Origin of the sequence: Variovorax paradoxus, from assembly GCF_009755665.1 — a bacterium.
GTDB lineage: Bacteria > Pseudomonadota > Gammaproteobacteria > Burkholderiales > Burkholderiaceae_C > Variovorax > Variovorax paradoxus_G.
In genome coordinates this window covers 1,342,558-1,363,558 of sequence record NZ_CP046622.1, presented here as the reverse complement: position 1 = coordinate 1,363,558, position 21,001 = coordinate 1,342,558, and the positions used below count along the sequence as shown (strand labels likewise).

Below are 21,001 nucleotides of genomic sequence, written 5' to 3'. Positions count from 1 at the left end.
ATGACCGACACCACCCGCACCCCCCAACAAACAGCCGAATACGTCCGCGACGGCATGTTCGCGAACGACAACGCCACCAAGGCTCTCGGCATGCGCATCGTCGAAGTCGCCCCCGGCCAAGCGACCCTGCAGATGCAGGTGCGCCAAGACATGCTCAACGGCCATGCCATCTGTCACGGCGGCTTCATGGCCACGCTGGCCGATTCCACCTTTGCCTTCGCCTGCAACTCGTACAACGAGCTTACGGTGGCCTCGGGCTTTTCGATCGACTTCATCGCACCGGCACACGAAGGCGATGTGCTCACCGCGCGCTGCTTCGAGGTTTCGAAGGCTGGGCGCACCGGCGTCTACGACACCGAAATCACCAACCAGCGTGGCGAGCGCGTCGCCATTTTTCGCGGACGTTCATACACCGCCAAGGGCCGCCCCGCCGTTGCAGCCTGAGGAGACACAAGCACCATGACAGCCAGACACCCCGCTCCCGGCGAGCTCGAGCCCATCGAAACCGCCAGCCGCGATGAAATTGCCGCCCTGCAGCTCAGCCGCCTGCGCGCCACGCTGCAACGCGCGTATGACAACGTGCCGCACTACCGCAAGGTCTTCGATGCCAAGGGCGTGCATCCGGATGATCTGAAGTCCCTCGCCGACCTGTCGAAGTTTCCGTTCACCGTAAAGAGCGACCTGCGCGACAACTATCCCTTCGGCATGTTTGCGGTGCCGCGCGCGCAGGTAGCGCGCATCCATGCCTCGTCGGGCACCACCGGCAAGCCGACCGTGGTGGGCTACACGCTGAAAGACATCGACACCTGGGCCGACCTCGTCGCACGCTCGATCCGCGCCGCGGGCGGCCGGCCGGGCGACATGGTGCATGTGTCCTACGGCTACGGCCTCTTCACCGGCGGCCTGGGCGCCCACTACGGCGCCGAGCGCGCGGGCTGCACCGTCATCCCCATGTCCGGTGGGCAAACCGAAAAGCAGGTGCAGTTGATCCAGGACTTCAAGCCCGACATCATCATGGTCACGCCCAGCTACATGCAGGTGATCATCGAGCAGTTCGAGCGCCAGGGCCTCGATGCGAAAAACAGTTCGCTCAAGATCGGCATCTTCGGCGCCGAGCCCTGGACCGAGGCCATGCGCCGCGACATCGAGGGCAAGGCCGGGCTGGACGCGGTCGACATCTACGGCCTTTCCGAAGTGATGGGCCCCGGCGTGGCCAGCGAATGCGTCGAGAGCAAAGACGGCCCGGTGATCTGGGAAGACCACTTCTACCCCGAGATCATCGACCCCGACACCGGCGAGCTCAAGGCCGACGGCGAAGAAGGCGAACTGGTCTTCACCTCGCTCAGCAAAGAGGCCATGCCCATCGTGCGCTATCGCACACGCGACCTCACGCGCCTGCTGCCGCCCACCTCGCGGTCGTTCCGCCGCATGGGCAAGATCGTCGGGCGCAGCGACGACATGATGATCATCCGCGGCGTGAACGTGTTTCCCACGCAGGTCGAAGAAGTCGTGCTGGCACACGAGCGCCTCTCCGGCCTCTACCAAGTGCATGTGCGCCGCGAAGGCCTGCTCGACGAGGTCGAGGTGCATTGCGAGCTCGACCACCGCAACGCCGCCATTGACGAGGCCGAACGCAAGGCCATCGCAGGCTGGGTGCAGGACCGCGTGAAGACCCTGGTCGGCATTTCGACCACGGTGCGCGTGTTCGACCCCGATTCCATCGAACGCACGCAGACGGGCAAGGCTCGCCGCGTGATCGACACACGGCCGCGCTGAACGCGCGCCGTTTCAAACCTCTTTGCAAAGGACACGCACATGTACACCCAGGCAATGGACACCATGGGCAAAGACGCGGGCGACGACGGCAAGAAAAAGGCCGTGCGCTCCGCCGACGAGATGCGGCTCGAGGAACGCTTCGACGCCCATATCGATGCCGGCGACTTCATCGAGGCAAAAGACTGGATGCCCGAGCACTACCGCAAGACGCTGGTGCGCCAGATCAGCCAGCACGCGCACTCCGAAATCGTCGGAATGCTGCCCGAAGGCAACTGGATCGGCCGCGCGCCCACCCTCAAGCGCAAGGCGATCCTGCTGGCCAAGGTGCAGGACGAAGGCGGCCACGGCCTCTACCTGTACGCCGCCGCCGAAACGCTGGGCACCTCGCGCGACCAGATGTTCGATGCGCTGCACAGCGGCAAGGCCAAGTACAGCTCGATCTTCAACTACCCCACGCTCACCTGGGCCGACATGGGCACCATCGGCTGGCTGGTCGACGGCGCGGCCATCATGAACCAGGTGCCGATCTGCCGCTGCTCGTATGCGCCTTATGCACGCGCCATGGTGCGCATCTGCCGCGAGGAGAGCTTTCACCAGCGCCAGGGCTACGAAGCCCTGCTGACCATGATGACGCATGGCACGGAGGCGCAAAAGGCGATGGTGCAGGACGCGGTCAACCGCTGGTGGTGGCCCTCCATCATGATGTTCGGCCCACCGGACGACCAGTCGCCCAACTCGGCGCAGTCGATGCGCTGGGGAATCAAGCGCTTCAGCAACGACGAGCTGCGCCAGAAGTTCATCGACGCCGCCGTGGAGCAGGCGCGCATTCTCGGCGTGACCCTGCCCGACCCCGACCTGAAGTGGAACGAAGAGCGCCAGGCGCACGACTTCGGAAAGATCGACTGGAGCGAATTCTGGCGCGTGGTGGGCGGCGACGGCCCCTGCAACCGCGAGCGCCTGCAGGCCCGCGTCGATGCCTGGGAAGAAGGCGCCTGGGTGCGCGAAGCCGCCATGGCCCACGCCAACAAGCAACCGATGAAGGAGGCCGCATGAGCGCCGAACAGAAACAAGAGTGGCCCCTTTGGGAAGTGTTTGTGCGCAGCAAGGCCGGCCTCGACCACAAGCATTGCGGCAGCCTGCACGCGGCCGATCCGAAGATGGCGATACAGATGGCCCGCGACGTGTACACGCGCCGGCAGGAAGGCAGCAGCATCTGGGTGGTGCGCTCGGACCAGATCGTGGCGAGCGACCCCGGGGACAAGGACATGTTCTTCGACCCGGCGGAGGACAAGGTGTATCGGCATCCCACCTTCTATGCGCTGCCGAAATCCGTGGACCACATGTAGGCGGCCGCGATGCAAGCATCCATAGAACTGAACCGCACCCCCACGGTGCAATACCTGCTGCGCATCGGCGACACCTGCCTGGTGCTCGCGCAACGCCTCGGCGAATGGTGCGGTCATGCGCCCGTGCTGGAAGAGGACATTGCCATGGCCAACATCGCGCTCGACCTGGTCGGCCAGGCCCGCGCGCTGCTCACGCATGCCGGCAAGCTCGAAGGACAAGGCCGAGAACACGACGAAGACCAGCTTGCCTACCTGCGCGACGAACGCGACTACTTCAATCTCACGCTGGTCGAACTGCCGCGCGGCGACTTCGCCTTTGCCGTGGTGCGCAACACCATGGTCGCCACGCTGCTCAAGCTGCTTTGGCAACGCCTTGCCGCTTCGAGCGATGCCGAGGTGGCCGCCATCGCCGGCAAAGCCGTGAAGGAGGCACGCTATCACCAACAGCATTCGGGCGACTGGGTGGTTCGGCTCGGCGACGGCACCGAGGAATCGCGCCGCCGCACCGAGCGCGCCTTGAAACAGCTCTGGCTCTACATGCCCGAGCTGTTCGAAAGCGACGCGGTCGACGAAGCAGCCAGTGCCAGCGGCCTTGGCCCGGCGTGGAGTGAATTGCGCGAGCCGTGGCTCTCCGAGATGCAGCAGGTGCTCGATGCCGCCGGCCTCGCAATGCCGCAGGAAGCCGCCTTTCGCAGCACCGGCAAGCAGGGCGTGCACAGCGAGCACATGGGCTACATCCTGGCCGAGATGCAGCACCTGCAGCGCTCTTATCCGGGAGGCGTGTGGTGAACGCCGTCGCATCGCGCGTCGATGCGGCGTGGGCCGTGCTGCACACGGTGCTTGACCCCGAAGTACCGGCCGTGTCGGTCTGCGACCTTGGCATCGTGCGCGAGGTGATCGAGCATGACGATGGACTGGAGATCGTGCTCACGCCCACCTACTCCGGCTGCCCCGCCACCGAAGCGATCGAGCACGACGTGCTCGCAGCCATCGAACAGGCAGGCCTTGGCCACGCACGCGCCACGCTGCGCCGAGCGCCGGCATGGAGCAGCGACTGGATCAGCGACGAAGGCCGCGCCAAGCTCAAGGCCTACGGCATCGCGCCGCCTGCGCATCTCACGCCGGAGGCAGCAGCCAATACCGCAATGCCCATCCGCCTCTTCGGTCGCATGGCCGGCGGCGAACGCATCGCCTGCCCACGCTGCGCGAGCGAACGCACCGAACGCCTCTCCGCCTTCGGCTCCACCGCTTGCAAGGCGCTCTACCGCTGCATGGCCTGCCGCGAACCCTTCGAACATTTCAAGCCGATCTGACAAAGCGATGAGCACCCTCTTCCACCCGCTGCGCGTGAAGGCCATCGAGCCCGACACGGCCGAGGCCGTCATCGTCTCGTTCGAGGTACCGGCCGACCTGCGGGAAACCTTCGGCTTCACCCAGGGCCAATACCTCACGCTGCGCCGCGACATCGACGGGCAGGACCTGCGCCGCTCGTATTCGATCTGCGCCGGGCTCGACGACGGCGAGCTGCGCGTCGGCGTGCGCAAGGTGCGCGGCGGCGTTTTCTCCAACTGGATCAACGCGCATCTGCAGCCCGGCGACACCGTGCAGGTGATGGCGCCGCAGGGCCGCTTCTTCGTGCCCATCGAACCCGGCGCCGCGCGCCACCATGTCGGCATTGCGGGCGGCAGCGGCATCACGCCGATTCTCTCCATCATGAAGACCGTGCTGGCGCGCGAGCCCTTGAGCCGCTTCACCCTGATCTACGGCAACCGGCAGCTGCAATCCACGATGTTCAAGGAAGAAATCGAGGACCTGAAGAACCGCTATATGACTCGGCTCGTGCTGCACCATGTGTTCTCCGACGAGCACACCGATTCGCCGCTGGGCCACGGCGTGATGAACCGCGAAAAGATCGGCGAGTTTCTGCAGACAGTAGTTCCCGCCAAGGGCATCGGCCATGTCTACGTTTGCGGGCCGTTCCAGATGAACGACGAGGCCGAGGCGGCGCTGCTCGCCGCGGGCGTGCCCGAGGAGCGAATCCACATCGAGCGCTTTGGTGTTGCGCTGCCCTCCGCCACGTCGGCGGGCCAGGTGGGCGCGGTGGTGCATGAGGCCTTGCCCGGCGATGCCAAGCAGGCGCGCATCACCATCGTGCGGGACGGCCTGCAGCGCGAAATCGCCTTTACCGAAGGCCAGCCGAGCATTCTCGATGCGGCCTCGGCAGCGGGCCTCGAAGTGCCCTTCTCATGCACCTCCGGCGTGTGCGGCACCTGCCGCGCCAAGCTGGTGGAGGGGGAAGTCCGCATGGAAAGAAATTTTGCGCTCGACAAGAATGAAGTGGCGGCAGGATTCGTGCTGACCTGCCAGGCGCACCCCCTCACCGAACGCGTCACCCTGTCGTTCGACGAGCGCTGACACAACAACGATTTTTCAACCCGGAGACAAACCAAAATGAAATTCTTCAAGCCCCTGGTGATTGCCGCGCTGTGCGCCACAGCCGCCGTGGCATGGGCCGATGTGAACGTCGGCGTGACGCTCTCGGCCACCGGCCCGGCCGCCTCGCTCGGCATTCCCGAGAAGAACACCATCGCGCTGATGCCCAAGACCATCGGCGGCCAGAAGATCAACTACATCGTGCTGGACGACGCCTCCGACACCACGGCCGCCGTCGCCAACACGCGCAAGCTCATCGCCGAGAACAAGGTCGATATCGTGCTGGGCTCCACCACCACGCCCAACTCGCTCGCAATGATCGACGTGGTGAGCGAAGCCAAGACGCCGATGATTTCCATCGCCGCCTCGGCCCGCATCGTCGAGCCGATGGATGCCAAGAAGCAGTGGGTCTTCAAGACCCCACAGAACGACATCATGATGTCGCTGGCCATTGCCGAGCACATGGCCACCAGCGGCGTGAAGACGGTGGCGTTCATCGGCTTTTCCGACGCGTACGGCGAAGGCTGGTCGCAAGAGTTCGCGAAGGCGGCCGAGCTGAAGAAGCTCAAGATCGTGGCCAACGAGCGCTATGCGCGCACCGACACTTCCGTGACCGGCCAAGCCCTGAAGATCATGGCGGCCAAGGCCGACGCGGTGCTGGTCGCGGGTTCGGGCACGCCGGCCGCGCTGCCGCAAAAAACGCTCAAAGAGCGCGGCTACACCGGCAAGATGTACCAGACGCACGGCGTCGCCAACGCCGACTTTCTGCGCGTCGGTGGCAAGGACGTGGAAGGCACCTTCCTGCCTGCAGGCCCGGTGCTGGTGGCCGAGCAACTGCCGGCCAGCCATCCGGTGAAGAAATCGGCCATGGCCTACGTGACTGCCTACGAGGGCGCGAACGGCAAGAACACGGTGTCGACCTTCGGCGCGCATGCATGGGACGCAGGCCTGCTGATGACGTCGGCCGTTCCCGTTGCCCTGAAAAAGGCGCAGCCGGGCACGCCCGAATTCCGCGCCGCGCTGCGCGATGCGCTCGAACAGGTAAAGGACGTGGCAGGCGCTCACGGCGTATTCAACATGACCGCTAACGACCACCTGGGCCTGGACCAGCGTGCCCGCGTCATGGTCAAGATCGAAAACGGCGCCTGGAAATACCAGCCCTGATCCTGCGGCCGATCCGGCCTGACCTGACTCGTTGACAAGCGGGCCGAGCCCGATCGAAAGTTTTCGTATGGATCTGCAGATCGCCCTGCTTCTGGGGCAGGACGGCATCGTGAACGGTGCCGTCTATGGATTGATGGCGCTCGCTCTTGTGCTGGTGTTCTCGGTCACGCGCGTCATCTTCATTCCCCAGGGCGAGTTCGTCGCCTTCGGGGCGCTGTCGATGGCAATGCTGCAAACGGGGCGGGTGCCGGCCACGCTGTGGCTGCTGATTGCGCTCGCGGCCATGGTGCTGGTGGTCGAGTTCTGGCGCTGGAGGCGTGGCGCGGTCGTCGACTGGGCTTCCGCAGTTGCGTGGTGCGTCGTGTTGCCGATGGCCGCCGCCGCACTGGTATTGCTGCTCAAGCCCACCTCGATGGCGGCTCAAGCCGTCACCACGCTGGTGTTGATTACGCCATTGGGACCGCTGCTCTATCGCCTTGCCTACCGGCCATTGGCCGATGCCAGCGTGCTGATGCTGCTGATCGTCTCGGTCGCGCTGCACGGCGTGCTGGTGGGGCTGGGCCTGCTCTTCTTCGGCGCCGAGGGCTATCGCACCGCGCCGTTTTCCGAAGCGCGCTTCGACCTGGGCGGCATTCCCGTCAGCGGACAGTCGCTGGTGGTGGTGGGCGTCACGCTGCTGCTGGTGATTGCAATGTTCCTTTTCTTCGGCCGCTCGATGATCGGTAAGGCGCTGCGCGCCACCGCCATCAACCGCGTGGGCGCTCGCCTGTCGGGCATTCCGACCGAGCTCTCGGGTGACTTGAGCTTTGCGCTCGCGGCGCTCATCGGCGCAATTTCGGGCCTGCTGATTGCGCCCCTCACAACGGTGTATTACGACACCGGCTTCCTGATCGGCCTCAAGGGCTTTGTCGCGGCCATCGTGGGTGGGCTCGCGAGCTATCCGCTGGCGCTGGCCGGTGCATTGCTGGTCGGGCAGCTCGAAGCCTTCGCTTCGTTCTGGGCCAGCCCGTTCAAGGAGGTTCTGGTCTTCACGCTGATCATTCCGGTGCTGTGGTGGCGTTCGCTGCACAGCCATCATGTGGAGGACGAGGAATGAACGACACCTCCGCCAACAACACCGCCGGCGCCGCGCCGCCGTCCACCGGCCGCGCGCTGGTCACGCCGCGGCAGCTCACGCTCGGCTTTGTCGTGCTGCTTGCAGCGGCCTGGGGCTTCCTTCCGGAGTTCACGGTCTCGGTGCTCAGCAACATCGGGCTCTATGCGCTGGTTGCGGTCGGGCTGGTCATGCTGACGGGCGTGGGTGGCATGACATCATTCGGTCAGGCCGCGTTCGTGGGCGTGGGCTCATACGCGACTGCGTGGATCTGCACTTCGCCTACGGCGGCGGCCTGGATGGGAAACGTCTTCGGTCCCGCCCTGTTGCCATGGGCCGGCCTGCTGCTGGGCCTGCTGCTGACTTTCGCGCTGGCATGGGCGCTCGGCGCGGTCACGCTCAAGCTGCAGGGGCACTACCTGCCGCTGTGCACCATTGCCTGGGGCCTGAGCCTGTACTACCTGTTCGGCAACATGGATTTCCTCGGCGGGCAAACAGGCATCACCGGCGTGCCGCCGCTGGTGATTGCCGGCTTCTCGCTGGCCACGCCGCGCGCGCTCGGCGTGGTGATCTGGGCGGTGTTGCTGCTCGCGCTCTGGGCCATGCACAACCTGCTCGATTCACGCGAAGGCCGCGCCATTCGTGCGCTCAAGGGCGGCCGGCTCATGGCCGAGTCGATGGGCGTGGACACCGCCCGCCACCGCGTGAAGCTCTTCGTGCTTGCGGCCCTTCTGGCGGCCGTATCGGGCTGGCTCTATGCGCACCTGCAGCGCTTCGTCAACCCCACGCCTTTCAACCTGAACATCGGCATCGAGCTGCTGTTCATGGCAGTGGTCGGCGGTGCGGGACACCTGTGGGGCGCGGTTCTGGGCGCTGCGCTCATCACGCTGCTGAAGGAAAAGCTGCAGGACGTGCTGCCCTCTCTGCTCGGCAGCAGCGGGAACTTCGAGGTGATCGTGTTCGGCCTGCTCATGCTCTTTGTGCTGCAGCGCTTTGCGGATGGCCTGTGGCCGACGCTGGCGCGCATTGCGAGGCGCTGGGTACGCCCGCATGCCGGTGCTGAAATCAATGCTTCGCAGCCCTCGGCGACTGCGGTGCAACTGGCACAGCGCAACCTGCCCGCGAAGGGCGAGGTCATGCTGCAGGCCACCAACGTCAGCAAGCGCTTCGGCGGCCTCGTGGCCAACAACGACATCTCGATGACGCTGAAAGCTGGCGAGATCCACGCGCTGATCGGGCCGAACGGCGCGGGCAAGAGCACCTTCTTCAACATGATCTCGGGCGTCGACGATCCGAGCTCGGGCGAAGTGCGGCTCGCCGGCCAGCCGATGGCCGCCAAGCCCTCGCGCGTGTTTGCCGCGCTCGGCCTGGGCCGCACCTTCCAGCATGTGCGCCTGCTCGGGCAACGCAGCGTGGTCGAGAACGTGGCGCTGGGCGCGCACCTGCGTGCCAGGCGCGGCTGGCTCGCCGCCATGCTTCGGCTGGACCGCGCGGAAGAAGCCGCGCTGACGGCCGAAGCCCGCTGTCAGATCGAGCGCTGCGGCCTTGGCGCGCATGCCGATACGCCCGCCGCATCGCTCTCGCTCGGCCAGCAGCGCGTGGTCGAGATTGCGCGCGCGCTGGCCGGCCAGCCCTCGGTTCTGCTGCTCGACGAACCCGCCGCCGGGCTGCGCCATCTGGAGAAGCGCGCGCTTTCCGTGCTGCTGAGCCAGCTGCGCGCCGAAGGCCTGGGCATCCTCGTGGTGGAACATGACATGGAATTTGTGATGAACCTTGCCGACCGCATCACCGTGCTGGAGTTCGGCACGGTCATCGCAACCGGCACGCCGGCCGAAGTGCAAGCCAACCCGCGCGTGCTCGAGGCGTACCTCGGCGGCGCCGACGACCAGCTGCTGGAGGATGCACGATGAGCCATCCGCTCCTTCAGCTCGACGGTTTCTGCGTTGCCTACCGCACCGTGGAGGCGGTGCACAGCGTGCGCCTGCATGTGAACGAAGGCGAGATCGTCACCGTCATCGGGCCCAACGGCGCCGGCAAGACCACGCTGCTGTGTGCGGCCATGGGGCTGCTTCCTTCCACCGGAAGCCTCTCGCTGCATGGCGAACGCATTGCGCGCCCGGGTGTCGAGACCATGGTGGCGCGCGGCGTGGCGCTGGTGCCCGAGCGGCGCGAGCTGTTCGGCGACATGTCGGTCGAAGACAACCTGCTGCTCGGCGGCTTCTACCAATGGCGCAAGGGCAAGCGCGACCAGCGTGCGCGCATGGAAGAAGTGTTCGAGATCTTTCCGCGCCTGCGCGAGCGCAAGCCGCAGCTGGCTTCGACGCTTTCGGGCGGCGAGCGCCAGATGCTCGCCATCGGCCGCGCGCTGATGGCGCGCCCGCGTCTGCTGATGCTTGATGAACCCTCGCTCGGCCTGGCGCCGCTGGTGGTGCGCGAAGTGCTGCGCGTGGTGTCGCAACTGCGCAGCCACGGCGTCTCGGTGCTGCTGGTGGAGCAGAACGCACGCGCCGCGCTGCAAGTGGCCGATCGGGCCTATGTGCTCGAGATGGGCGCAGTGGCGCTTGAAGGCAAAGCAGGCGACCTGCTGCACGACCAGCGAATCATCGATACCTACCTGGGCATCGGCAACAAACATTGACCCGCCTCAAGGACTCTCACATGACCACCCTTCAAAGCTACATCGCCGGCCGCTGGATCGGCAAGGAAAGCGCGCAGCAGCTGCGCAGCGCCGTCAACGGCCAGCCCGTCGCGAGCACGCATGCCGAGGCCATCGACTTCGCCGAGGCGCTGAACCACGCACGCAAAGTCGGCCTGCCCGCGCTGATGGCGCTGGACTTCCAGCGGCGCTCCGAACGCCTGAAGGCACTGGCCAAGTACCTCGCCGCAAACAAGGAAACGCTCTACGCCATTTCGGCCCACACCGGTGCGACCCGCGCCGACAGCTGGATCGACATCGAAGGCGGCGCCGGCACGCTCAGCGCCTATGCGGGCATCGGCACCAACGAGCTGCCCTCCGGCAACCTTGTGCATGAAGGCCCGGCCTTTGCGCTCGGCAAGAAGGGCGGTTTCGCGGGCACGCACATCCTGGTGCCGCGCGGCGGCGTGGCGGTGCACATCAATGCGTTCAACTTTCCGGTGTGGGGCCTGCTCGAAAAGTTTGCGCCCAGCTTTCTGGCGGGCATGCCGTGCATCGGCAAGCCGGCGACCGCAACGAGCTATCTGACCGAGGCACTGGTGCGGCTCATCGTTGCATCGGGCATCCTGCCGGAAGGCAGCCTGCAACTCGTGGTCGGCGGCACGGGCGACCTGCTCGACCGGCTCGAGGGTGCCGACGTGGTCACCTTCACCGGCTCGGCCGAGACCGCTGCCAAGCTGCGCGTGCACCCGAACCTGGTGCGCCAGTCGATCCCGTTCAACGCCGAGGCCGACTCGCTGAACTGCGCAATCCTCGCGCCCGACGTGACGCCCGACGACGAGGAGTTCGACCTCTTCGTGAAAGAAGTGGCGCGCGAAATGACCATCAAGGCCGGCCAGAAGTGCACCGCCATCCGCCGCGCGATCGTGCCGCGCCAGCACCTGGATGCGCTGGCCGAGCGCCTGCGCGCCCGGCTCGCAAAGACAGTCATCGGCGATCCGTCGCGCGACGAGGTGCGAATGGGCGCCCTCGCCTCGCATGCGCAAAAGTCCGACGTGGCCGACCGCGTGGCCACGCTGCTGCAGGGCGCCGAACTGGTCTACGGCGAGCGCGACGGCTTCTCGCCCGTTGGCGACGGCGTGAGCGAAGGCGCGTTCTTCGCGCCCACGCTGCTGTTGAGCCGCAAGCCCCTCGAACATGGCGCCGCGCACGATGTCGAAGCCTTCGGCCCCGTCAGCACGCTGATGCCCTACGACGGCATCGACGAAGCGCTGGCATTGGCCGCGCGCGGCCGCGGCAGCCTCGTCGGCACGCTGGTCACGCGCGATGCGGCCATTGCAGCCAAGGCCATTCCGGTCGCTGCCGCATGGCACGGCCGCCTGCTGGTGCTCGACCGCGAGGCCGCCGCCGAATCGACCGGCCACGGCTCTCCGCTGCCGCAACTCAAGCACGGCGGCCCCGGCCGCGCGGGCGGCGGCGAAGAGCTCGGCGGGCTGCGCGCAGTCAAGCACTACCTGCAGCGCGCCGCGGTGCAGGGCTCGCCCACCATGCTGGCCGCGATCACCGGCGAGCACGTACGCGGCGCGGCGGTGCGCGAGAGCGAGGTGCACCCCTTCCGCCGCCATTTCGAAGACCTGCGCATCGGCGACTCATTGCTTACCCATCGCCGCACGGTCGGCGAGGCCGACATCGTGGCCTTCGGCGGCATCTCGGGCGACTATTTCTACATGCACTTCGACGAGGTGGCGGCGAAGGAGTCGCCCTTTGGCAAGCGCATCGCGCACGGGTACTTCGTGCTGTCGGCGGCGGCGGGCCTCTTCGTATCCCCCGCGCCGGGCCCGGTGCTCGCCAACTACGGGCTCGACACGCTGCGCTTCGTCAAGCCGGTGGGCATTGGCGACACCATTCGCGCGCGCCTTACCTGCAAGCGCAAGATCGACCGCAACAAGAAGGACGCGAGCGGCCAGGGCCAGGGCGTGGTGGCCTGGGACGTGGAGGTGACGAACCAGGACGGCGACCTGGTCGCGAGCTACGATATCCTGACCCTCGTCTCCAAGAAACCAGAATCCACCTGATGTTCGATCTCACCGGAAAAACAGCACTCGTCACCGGCGGCAATGGCGGCATCGGCCTGGGCATGGCCCAGGGCCTTGCGCAAGCCGGCGCCCGCGTCATCGTTGCCGCCCGCAACGCCCAGAAATCGGCCGCCGCCGTCGAAGCCCTGAAGGCGCTGGGCAGCGACAGCTTTGCGCTCGAAGTCGATGTGGCCAATGAAACCTCGGTGCAGAAGGCCTTCGACGAGGCGGCCGCACGCTGCGGCAGGCTCGACATCCTCATCAACAACGCCGGCACCACGGTGCGCAAGCCGGTCGACCAACTGGCGTTGGACGAGTGGCACAAGGTGATGGACACCAACCTGACCAGCGCCTTCCTGTGCAGCCGGGCCGCGCATCCTCATTTGAAGAAGGCAGGCGGCGGCAAGATCATCAACATCGGCTCGATGATGTCGATCTTCGGCGCGCCGTATGCCCCGGCCTATGCCGCGAGCAAGGCGGGCATCGTTCAGCTCACCAAGTCGACCGCGCTTTCGTGGGCGGCCGACAACATCCAGGTCAACGCAATTCTTCCCGGCTGGTTCGAAACCGAGCTGACCGATGGCGCCCGCAGCCAGATTCCGGGCCTGTACGACCGGGTGGTAGCCCGGGCCGCCGCCGGCCGCTGGGGCAAGCCGGCCGACATTGCCGGCACGGCGGTGTTTCTCGCGAGCCAGGCCTCCGACTACGTGACCGGCACGGCCATTCCCGTGGACGGGGGCTTCTCCATCTCTGGCTGAAGTCGGGCGGGCCGTGTAAATTCGGCCGCCATGCTCTTCTGGTTCCAGATCTTTCTTTTTATTGCCGGCACGGCCGCGCTGCTCTACGTTTCGCGCGGGCCGCTGCGCCAGCCGGGCTCGCACGGCTTCTATCGCTTCTTCGCGTGGGAGTGCATGCTGGTGCTGATCATCGTGAACCTGCCGGTGTGGCATGTCGACCCGCTGTCGTTCACCCAGCTGCTCTCCTGCGTGTTGCTGGCGCTGTCGATCTGGCTTCCGATCCATGCGGTAAGGCTGCTCAAGGCCCATGGCAAGCCGACCGAGGCGCGCAATGACGACCCGGCGCTCTATGGTTTCGAGAAGACGTCTTCCATCGTGAGCACCGGCGCCTTTCGCTACATTCGCCACCCCATGTACACGGCGCTGATGCTGCTGGCCTGGGGCGCCTTCCTGAAGCAGTTCACCTGGCTCACCCTTGCGCTGGTGCTGGCGGCCACGGTGCTGTTGTTTCTGACGGCACGCAGCGACGAAAAGGAGTGCATCGCGCATTTCGGCGATGCCTACCGCGACTACATGCGCCGCACGCGGCGTTTCATTCCGTTTCTGCTGTGAAGACAAGCCAGGGCTTTCCCAGCGGGCCGCAAGCAGCCCTCCTGTTCCTGGCGCTGTTCCTCTGCGAGTTCGTCATTGCCGTTGCACTGCGCGACGCCAACCGCTGGCTTGGACTCAACGACATGCAGCTTGGCGTGCTTGCCGCCGTGCTGGGCAACGGCTGCGTATTCGCCGGGGTCATGCACTTTCAGCAGCTCACCTATCGCGAGCTGTTCCACCAATCCCCGGCCTCCGCCAGGGCCACACTGGTGCTGATCGTGCCGCCAGTGCTGCTGCTGGTGCCGGGGCTGATGGTGGTGGTGGTGACGGCAATGAACCTGCTGGTGTGGGTCGCGCCGCTTTCAGCCTGGGAAGAATCAATGTTCAGCCGCATGGCCGACGGCAGCGTTGCGGCCACGCTGGCGGTGTGCGTGATGGCACCCCTGCTCGAGGAAATGCTGTTCCGCGGCATCGTGCTGCGCGGGTTCTTGCAGCGTTATTCCCGTTGGCAGGCCATCCTGGGCTCGGCGTTGCTCTTCGGGGTGGCGCACATGAACATTTACCAGTTTCTCGTCGGGCTGGTATTGGGCACGGTGCTGGGATGGCTCTATGAACGCACACGCTCGCTCATTCCCTGCATCGCGCTGCATGCGGCCTACAACACCGGCACGGTTTTTTTGAATGACCTGCCCGAAACGATTTCGGCCGCGGACGCCGCGCTGGCCCTGCTCGCGATTGTGCTGGCAACGGTGTGCGGCGCGCTGGCCCTGCGGCACATGCTGGTGGCGCCCATCGCGCGCAGGCCCGCGCCCTGACCCCGGCCACCGCCTCTCAAGAAACTAGGTTTTCACGGGCGCGAGCGGCCGCGCATCCACCGCGTCGCCATCGACGATGAAGTGACCGCCTGCCACATGGTGCAGCGTGCGCAGTTCGTCATGCCCGGTGAAGTTCCAGCGCCCATCGGCAAACACGCGCGAGTCGGCCTGCGCAGCGATCACCTCGCCCAGGAGCAGGTCGTAGCGCTGCTGGATGTGCGGCTCCGGCAACAGCCGGCATTCGAGCCACGCCACGCAGCCTTCCAGCAGGGGCGCCGTACCGGCGGTGCCGGCAAAAGTCTGCAGCCCGTAGGCCGCGAACTTGTCGCGCCCGTCGCGCTCGACGATCTCGCGGCCCGAGCTGTTGCCCAGCGCTTCCGTCAAATCGAGCTGGGCGCGCGCGGGCACCTGCAGTGCAAAGGTACCCGCGCCTTCGATCAGCTTGCGGGTCCAGGTGCTCTTGTCGAGCACCACCGCCACCTTCGGCGGGTCGAAGTCCAGCGGCATGGCCCAGGCCGCGGCCATGATGTTGCGCTGGCCGCCGTGCGCCGCGCTCACGAGAACCGTGGGGCCGTGGTTGATCAGGCGGTAGGCCTTGGCCAGGGGAACCGGCAGGCGGTGCGAAGACGATGAAGCCTTGGAAGTGTCGGACGAGGAAGGGGTCATGCGGCCAGCATGCCACGCCTTGCGGCGCTTCGCATTTGTCCGCCCACCCGGCTAGTCATTCAGCGCGCGTGGCCTGCCGCCTGAACTCACTCGGGCTGCCGCCCGTGTGGTCGCGGAAGACACGGCTGAAGTGCGAGAGATTGCTGAAACCCGAGGCCAGTGCGATGTCGGTGATGGAGCGGCTCGCGTTCGCCGGGTCGAGCAGCGCGCGGATGCTGGCCGCTAGGCGCTGGTGAAGGATGTAGCCCGTCAACGTGTCGTCGTCACCCGCGAACGCGTTGTGCAGCAGGCGTTTGCTGCAGCGCAGGGCCAGTGCCATGCCGTCGATCGACAGCGCCGGGTCGTGCAGGTTCTGCGCCACGTAGCGCAAGATGCGGTCCTTCAGTGCTTCCCGCTGGGTGCGCGGCGTGTTCTGGCCCGCAAGTTCCATCAATGAAAGCCGCACCAACTGGATCAGAAGTTCGCCCGCGCCACGTGCCGCCGCCTCGCTCATGAAGGGCAGCTCGAGGTAGGTGTTGCGCATGGTCTCCAGGGCCACGCGCGAGATGCCGCTGTCGCCGCCGATGCGGCGGGCCACCAGGTCGCCCAGCGGCAGCGCGGGCGAAGCGACCTGGTCCTTCGGCAGCATCACGATCAGGTGGTCGCTGCGCTCGGGGTTGGCCACGGTGTAGTCCAGGGTGGTGTCGTAGAGCGTCCACCCGCCCGCGCGCACCGCCGCCGCGCGTCCGCGCTGCGTGACCTCGGCCGAGCCTTGCCAGGGCGCGACGATCTTCAGGTAGGGCGCGTCGCTCAGGCGTGCCATCTGCGGGGTGCGCAGCACGCGGTGGCGGTTGGCTTCGAGCCGGGTGAGGATCACGTCGCCCGCATGCGAAGCCGCGATATGCCCGTCGAAATCGCTGTCGCCGTACAGGTCGGAACCCAGCCCGCCGAAGTGGCGCCACACCCACTCGCACCACAGCGGCCCGCGCTCGCGCGGCGGAATTTCGTCGGTGGACAGGAGCAGGGACGCAGTCATGGCGAAAACAAAAGATTGCAAGGGCCGGGGTGCCTTTCATTGTGAGCCGCCTTGCCGGCGCACGGACCCACGGGTTAACCACTAGCGCCGTGCACGCTGCGTCAAGCCTTTTCTGCGCGGCCGGAACAGCACCGCAAGGCCGCTGTTTCTACGATCCCGGCAGCGGGCGCATACCGATGCCCGGAGGAGACTTGTCATGCTTCACGCCACCCGCCGCCGCTGGATCCAGGGCGCCGCCACCGCCCTGGGCACCGCCGCCGTCGCACCGCGCCTGCTTGCGCAAAGCGGCCCCGTCCGCATCGGCTACGCCATCGCACGCACCGGCCCATGGGCGGCCGGCGCACAGGTCAGCCAGGAACCCAACTACCTGCTGTGGGCCGAGCAGGTCAACGCCGCGGGCGGACTGTCGGTAAAGGGTGCCAGGCGCCCCATCGAACTGATCGGCTACGACGACCGCAGCGAGACCGAGACCTGCGTGCGAACCTTCGAGAAGCTGATGGGCAGCGACAAGGTCGACCTGGTGCTGCCGCCCTGGGGTTCGGGCGCCAACTTTGCCGTGGCACCGCTGGCCAACCGCTTCGGCTACCCGCTGCTGGCGCCTACCGCGCTTTCGCGCAAGCTCATCGACATGCGCCTGCCGTTCTTCTTCTCGCTGCTGCAGCAGCCGGACAAGATGATGGGCGCGCTGGTCGACATGCTGGTGGCCCAGAACGTGAAGACCATCACCATCGTCTACATGGACGACCTGTTCGGCCTGGAGAACTTTGCCGCGCTGAACAATGCGCTGAAGAAAACCCAGATTCAGGTGCTCGACCGCAAGAGCTACCCCCTGGGCGTGAAAGACCTGGCGCCCGTGCTGCGCACGATGAAGGACCTGAACCCCGACGCCTTCATCGGCATCACCTATCCGCCGGACACCATCCTGGCAAGCCGCCAGGCGCGCGAGGTGGGTTTCAACCCGAAGTACTTCTACGCCTCGGTGGGCACGGCCTTCCAGCTCTACAAGAATGTGATGGCAGCCAATACCGAGGGCGTGATCGGCATGGGCTCGTGGAACGGCAAGACCAGCGCCGAGGCCAAGGCGTACTTCGATGCGCACACGAAGAAATTCGGCAAGGAGCCCGACCGCTGGGCCAGCGGCCATGCATGGGCAGGCCTGCAGATCCTGCAGCAGGCGGTCGAGAAAGCGGGCCTGGACCGCAAGGCGCTGCGCGACCAGATCGCGAAGAACGAGTTCAAGACCATCCTGGGGCCGATCCGCTTCGAGGGGAGCGAGAACGCGTCGATTCCCGGCACGGTGGCGCAGTGGCAAGGCGGCGACTTCGAGGTGGTGTGGCCCAAGGACCGGGCCACCGCGCAACTGATGCCCAAGCCGGCCTGGAAATAACAGCGTGTCGTTCTCTGGATGGGCCGAGCTCCTTGCCGGCGGATTGATTTCGGGTGGCATCTACGCGCTGGTGGCCATCGGGCTGAACCTGCAGTACGGGCTGATGCGCATCATGAACATCTCGCACGGCGAGTTCCTGATGCTCGGCGCCTTTCTCACCTGGTGGGCGCACACGGCGCTGGGCATCTCGCCGCTGGTGTTCATGCCGGTCGCCTTCGCGCTGCTGATGGTGCTGGGCATGGCGGTGCACTGGCTGTGCTTCCGCCAGGTGGCGGCGCGCGCGCCGAATGTCGATGTGTTCGAGGCGCGCAGCCTGATGGTGGGTTTCGGCCTGATGTTCTTCGTGCAGAACACGGCCCTGCTCGTCTGGGGCGGCGACCTGCGCGGCTACGACTACCTGGCCGAGCCGGTGCAGCTGGGCGAGATGCGCTTCACGGCCAACAAGCTGGTGCTCTTCGGCGTGGCGCTGGCGTTGAGCATTGCACTCATCGCGTTGCTCAAGCTCACGCTGCTGGGCAAGGCGGTGCGCGCGCTGATGCAGTCGCCCACCGGCGCACAGCTCGTGGGCATCAACACCAAGCGGCTGCACCCGCTGATGTTCGGCATCGGCCTGGGGCTCTCCGGCGTGGCCGGCGCGCTGCTGTCGATGACCTACGAGATCTCTCCCTCGATGGGCGAGCCCTACACCGTGACGGCGTTGATCGTCATCACCCTTGGCGGCTTCGGCAGCGTCGCGGGCAGCCTGGTCGGCGGCCTGTTGCTGGGCGTGGTCGAAGCACTGGGCATGCACTACACAAGCCCCTCGCTCAAGATGCTGCTGTCGTATGCCGTGTTCATCGGCGTGCTGATCTGGCGGCCCAACGGACTGTTCTCCCGCAAATGACTTCCTTCTTTCAAAACAGATCCTGGTGGGTGCTGGCAGCCGGCATTGTGCTGGCTGCCGCGGTGCCATGGGTCGCGTCCGAATTCGTTGCCTCAGTGGCACTCGGCTGCCTGATGTACATCGCGCTCGCCACCAGCTGGTCGCTGTTCTGCGGCGCGACGCGGTATCTGTCGCTTGCAACCTCGGCGTTCTTCGGGCTTGGTGCGTATGCGAGCGCCACGCTGCTCGAGGTGCTGCCATGGCCCCTGGTCATCCTCAGCGGCGCGGCCATTGCAAGCGCGGTGGCAGTACTGATGGGCGCGGCCGTGCTGCACCTGCGCGGCACCTACTTCGCTGTGCTGACCTTCGGCATGACGGAGCTGATCCGCCACGCCGTCACCTTTGTCGAGAAGCAGGTGTCGGGCACGGTGGGCCGCGTGCTCACCGTGGTGCCGTCCAACGAGACGGTGTACCTGACGGTGCTGGCGATCGCGGCAGCCGCAATCGCGACAGCGCTGCTCGTGAAACGCAGCCGCTTCGGGCTTGCGCTGGCAGGCATCGGTGCCGACGAGCAGCGCGCGCAGACCCTGGGCGTGGACACCCGGCGCATGAAGATCGCGGGCTTCGCGCTCACCGCCGCCTTCGCGGGAGCCGTTGGCGCTGCAATGGCGGTACGCTGGACCTACATCGACCCGCCCGCCGTGTTCAGTCCCTTCATCGGCTTCCAGACCGTGCTCATCGCGATGATCGGCGGCGCCGCCAGCATCGGCGGGCCGGTGACCGCGGCCATCGTCTTCAGCCTGCTGTCGGAGACGCTGCGGCTGCAGTTGCCCTACGGCTACATGATGGTGCTCGGGCTCTTGCTGATCCTATGCGTGATGTACCTGCCCAATGGCCTCGCGTCGCTTTGGCAACGCAAGGTAGTGGCATTGCGGGGGCACGGAAATGACTGACCGCACGCCTCTTCTCGAAGCCCGCGAGCTCACGGTGCGCTTCGGCGGGCTCACCGCGGTCGATGCCGTGAGCGCCACGCTGCATGCGGGCGAGCTGGTCGGCATCATCGGCCCGAACGGCGCGGGCAAGACGACCTTCTTCAACGCGATCTCGGGCGTGGTCATGCCGACCTCGGGGCAGCTGCTGGTCGAGGGCGGTGTCGACCTCACGCGGCGGGGCCCCCACCTGTATGCCGCGCACGGCATTGCGCGCACCTTCCAGACGCCGCGCGTGATGGGCGGCATGACGCTCGAGGACAACGTGCGCTTCGGCATGCAGTTCGCGGGGCGGCATCGAACGCCCATTGCCGGGCTGGGCAGCACGGGCGAAATCCTGGATATGCTGGGCCTGGGCCGCCTCGCGCAGAACATCGCGGCCGACGTGACGCCTTCGCAGCAGCGGCTGCTCGAGATCGGCATGGCCCTGGGCACCCGGCCGCGCGTGCTGCTGCTCGACGAAGTGGCGGCCGGCCTCACCGAAGCGGAGGTCGACGCAATGGCAAGGCGCATCCGCAGGCTGCGCGACGACCATGGCCTTGCGGTGGTGTGGATCGAGCACGCAGTAACCACGCTGCTGAAGTACGTCGAGCGCGTGCTGGTGCTGCACCAGGGCCGCAAGATTGCCGACGGCACGCCGGCCGAGGTGGTGCGCAACGCCGAGGTGGTCGAGGCCTACCTGGGCGACGAGATGGAGGCCATGGCTTGAGCACCGCGCAACTCACCGTGCGCGGCTTGTGCGCGGGCTATCACGGCTTCCAGGTGATCCAGGACATGAACCTCGACGTGCTGCCCGGCATCACCGTCGTGCTCGGCCCCAACGGCGCGGGCAAGACCACGCTGCTGAAGGCGCTCGCCGGACTGCTGCCGCGCACGGGCGATGCCGTGCTCGACGACGCGGCGCTGCCATCGGGCGATGCCACGGCATGCGTGCGCCGGGGCCTTGCGCTGGTTGCGGAGGGCCGCCAGCTCTTTCCGCAGATGACCGTTGCCGAGAACCTCGAACTCGGCGGCTGGCTCGTTCCCGCCCGGCTGCGCGCCGAGCGCCTCGCGCGCGCCTTCGACGATTTTCCGCGCCTGAAAGAACGCGCCGCGCAGCTGGCCGGCACCATGAGCGGCGGCGAGCAGCAGATGGTGGCCGTCGCTCGCGCGATGATGAGCGGTCCCCGCCTCCTGATGCTCGACGAGCCCTCGCTCGGCCTTGCGCCGCGCATGGTCGACGAGCTCCTTTTTATCGTGCGCCGCATCGCCTCGCAGGGCGTCACGGTGCTGATGGTCGAACAGAACGTGCGCAAGGCGCTGCAGGCCGCCGATCGCGGCTATGTGCTGGAGCGCGGACGCGTGGTTGCCGCGGGCGAGGCGCGCGCGCTGCTCGACTCCGACGTGGTGCGGCAGGCCTACCTGGGCGCGGCCTGAG

At 66.6% G+C, this 21,001-nt stretch carries 22 protein-coding genes; 20 read left to right on the top strand and 2 right to left on the bottom strand.

The genetic code is table 11. The annotated features are described in order from the left end of the window. The 15 genes from paaI (at position 1) to GOQ09_RS06225 (ending at position 14,665) form a co-directional block, all read left to right on the top strand. Positions 1–444, top strand: coding sequence for a hydroxyphenylacetyl-CoA thioesterase PaaI (gene paaI, locus GOQ09_RS06295; RefSeq protein ID WP_157612653.1), 444 nt, complete (start codon positions 1–3; stop codon positions 442–444). A 15-nt stretch (positions 445–459) separates the two neighbouring features. Beyond that, complete coding sequence (gene paaK, locus GOQ09_RS06290) at positions 460–1,776, top strand: phenylacetate--CoA ligase PaaK (protein ID WP_157612650.1); 1,317 nt, start codon at positions 460–462, stop codon at positions 1,774–1,776. A 39-nt stretch (positions 1,777–1,815) separates the two neighbouring features. Next, positions 1,816–2,829, top strand: a complete 1,014-nt coding sequence (gene paaA / locus GOQ09_RS06285) for a 1,2-phenylacetyl-CoA epoxidase subunit PaaA (protein WP_157612648.1) — start codon at positions 1,816–1,818, stop codon at positions 2,827–2,829. Continuing rightward, positions 2,826–3,122: a 1,2-phenylacetyl-CoA epoxidase subunit PaaB gene (paaB, locus tag GOQ09_RS06280; RefSeq protein ID WP_157612645.1), complete on the top strand. Its 297-nt coding sequence runs from the start codon at positions 2,826–2,828 to the stop codon at positions 3,120–3,122. The genes paaA and paaB overlap by 4 nt, the downstream gene beginning before the upstream one ends. A 9-nt stretch (positions 3,123–3,131) precedes the next feature. Further along, positions 3,132–3,911, top strand: a complete 780-nt coding sequence (gene paaC / locus GOQ09_RS06275) for a 1,2-phenylacetyl-CoA epoxidase subunit PaaC (RefSeq protein ID WP_157612643.1) — start codon at positions 3,132–3,134, stop codon at positions 3,909–3,911. Then, the gene (gene paaD / locus GOQ09_RS06270; RefSeq protein WP_431769301.1) at positions 3,908–4,435 is read left to right on the top strand and encodes a 1,2-phenylacetyl-CoA epoxidase subunit PaaD; all 528 of its coding nucleotides are present in this window, start codon (positions 3,908–3,910) and stop codon (positions 4,433–4,435) included. Before paaC ends, paaD begins: the two co-directional genes overlap by 4 nt. Before the next feature lie 7 nt (positions 4,436–4,442). Beyond that, entirely contained in the window at positions 4,443–5,537 is a 1,095-nt protein-coding gene (gene paaE / locus GOQ09_RS06265; protein WP_157612639.1) for a 1,2-phenylacetyl-CoA epoxidase subunit PaaE, read from the top strand. Positions 5,538–5,573: 36 nt separating this feature from the next. After that, entirely contained in the window at positions 5,574–6,719 is a 1,146-nt protein-coding gene (locus GOQ09_RS06260) for an ABC transporter substrate-binding protein (RefSeq protein WP_157612637.1), read from the top strand. 67 nt (positions 6,720–6,786) lie between these two features. Then, on the top strand, positions 6,787–7,815 hold the full coding sequence (locus tag GOQ09_RS06255; protein ID WP_157612635.1) for a branched-chain amino acid ABC transporter permease: 1,029 nt from the start codon (positions 6,787–6,789) through the stop codon (positions 7,813–7,815). Further along, complete coding sequence (locus tag GOQ09_RS06250; protein WP_157612633.1) at positions 7,812–9,722, top strand: branched-chain amino acid ABC transporter ATP-binding protein/permease; 1,911 nt, start codon at positions 7,812–7,814, stop codon at positions 9,720–9,722. The genes GOQ09_RS06255 and GOQ09_RS06250 overlap by 4 nt, the downstream gene beginning before the upstream one ends. Beyond that, positions 9,719–10,450, top strand: coding sequence for an ABC transporter ATP-binding protein (locus tag GOQ09_RS06245; protein ID WP_157612631.1), 732 nt, complete (start codon positions 9,719–9,721; stop codon positions 10,448–10,450). The genes GOQ09_RS06250 and GOQ09_RS06245 overlap by 4 nt, the downstream gene beginning before the upstream one ends. Positions 10,451–10,470: 20 nt before the next feature. After that, positions 10,471–12,522 (top strand): phenylacetic acid degradation bifunctional protein PaaZ, encoded by a 2,052-nt coding sequence (gene paaZ, locus GOQ09_RS06240; RefSeq protein ID WP_157612629.1) that lies wholly within the window; start codon positions 10,471–10,473, stop codon positions 12,520–12,522. Next, entirely contained in the window at positions 12,522–13,280 is a 759-nt protein-coding gene (locus GOQ09_RS06235; RefSeq protein WP_157612627.1) for an SDR family NAD(P)-dependent oxidoreductase, read from the top strand. Before paaZ ends, GOQ09_RS06235 begins: the two co-directional genes overlap by 1 nt. A 30-nt stretch (positions 13,281–13,310) precedes the next feature. After that, positions 13,311–13,871 (top strand): methyltransferase family protein, encoded by a 561-nt coding sequence (locus tag GOQ09_RS06230; RefSeq protein WP_157612625.1) that lies wholly within the window; start codon positions 13,311–13,313, stop codon positions 13,869–13,871. Then, positions 13,868–14,665, top strand: a complete 798-nt coding sequence (locus GOQ09_RS06225; protein ID WP_157612623.1) for a CPBP family intramembrane glutamic endopeptidase — start codon at positions 13,868–13,870, stop codon at positions 14,663–14,665. The genes GOQ09_RS06230 and GOQ09_RS06225 overlap by 4 nt, the downstream gene beginning before the upstream one ends. Before the next feature lie 24 nt (positions 14,666–14,689). On the opposite strand, the gene GOQ09_RS06220 is transcribed toward GOQ09_RS06225, so the two are convergent. Then, the gene (locus GOQ09_RS06220) at positions 14,690–15,331 is read right to left on the bottom strand and encodes a flavin reductase family protein (protein WP_157612621.1); all 642 of its coding nucleotides are present in this window, start codon (positions 15,329–15,331) and stop codon (positions 14,690–14,692) included. Between the two features lie 55 nt (positions 15,332–15,386). After that, positions 15,387–16,346: a helix-turn-helix domain-containing protein gene (locus GOQ09_RS06215; protein ID WP_157612618.1), complete on the bottom strand. Its 960-nt coding sequence runs from the start codon at positions 16,344–16,346 to the stop codon at positions 15,387–15,389. 196 nt (positions 16,347–16,542) lie between these two features. Here GOQ09_RS06215 and GOQ09_RS06210 point away from each other — a divergent pair, with 196 nt between their 5' ends. The 5 genes from GOQ09_RS06210 to GOQ09_RS06190 are packed head-to-tail and all read left to right on the top strand — an operon-like array spanning position 16,543 to position 21,000. Beyond that, positions 16,543–17,733 (top strand): amino acid ABC transporter substrate-binding protein, encoded by a 1,191-nt coding sequence (locus GOQ09_RS06210; RefSeq protein WP_157612616.1) that lies wholly within the window; start codon positions 16,543–16,545, stop codon positions 17,731–17,733. 4 nt (positions 17,734–17,737) lie between these two features. Next, positions 17,738–18,616 carry a branched-chain amino acid ABC transporter permease gene (locus GOQ09_RS06205; protein ID WP_157612614.1) on the top strand — a complete coding sequence of 293 codons (879 nt, stop codon included), beginning with the start codon at positions 17,738–17,740 and terminating at the stop codon, positions 18,614–18,616. Next, positions 18,613–19,548 carry a branched-chain amino acid ABC transporter permease gene (locus tag GOQ09_RS06200; RefSeq protein WP_157612612.1) on the top strand — a complete coding sequence of 312 codons (936 nt, stop codon included), beginning with the start codon at positions 18,613–18,615 and terminating at the stop codon, positions 19,546–19,548. The genes GOQ09_RS06205 and GOQ09_RS06200 overlap by 4 nt, the downstream gene beginning before the upstream one ends. Beyond that, positions 19,541–20,293, top strand: coding sequence for an ABC transporter ATP-binding protein (locus tag GOQ09_RS06195; protein WP_157612610.1), 753 nt, complete (start codon positions 19,541–19,543; stop codon positions 20,291–20,293). Before GOQ09_RS06200 ends, GOQ09_RS06195 begins: the two co-directional genes overlap by 8 nt. Further along, positions 20,290–21,000 (top strand): ABC transporter ATP-binding protein, encoded by a 711-nt coding sequence (locus tag GOQ09_RS06190; protein WP_157612607.1) that lies wholly within the window; start codon positions 20,290–20,292, stop codon positions 20,998–21,000. Before GOQ09_RS06195 ends, GOQ09_RS06190 begins: the two co-directional genes overlap by 4 nt. Position 21,001: the final 1 nt, after the last annotated feature.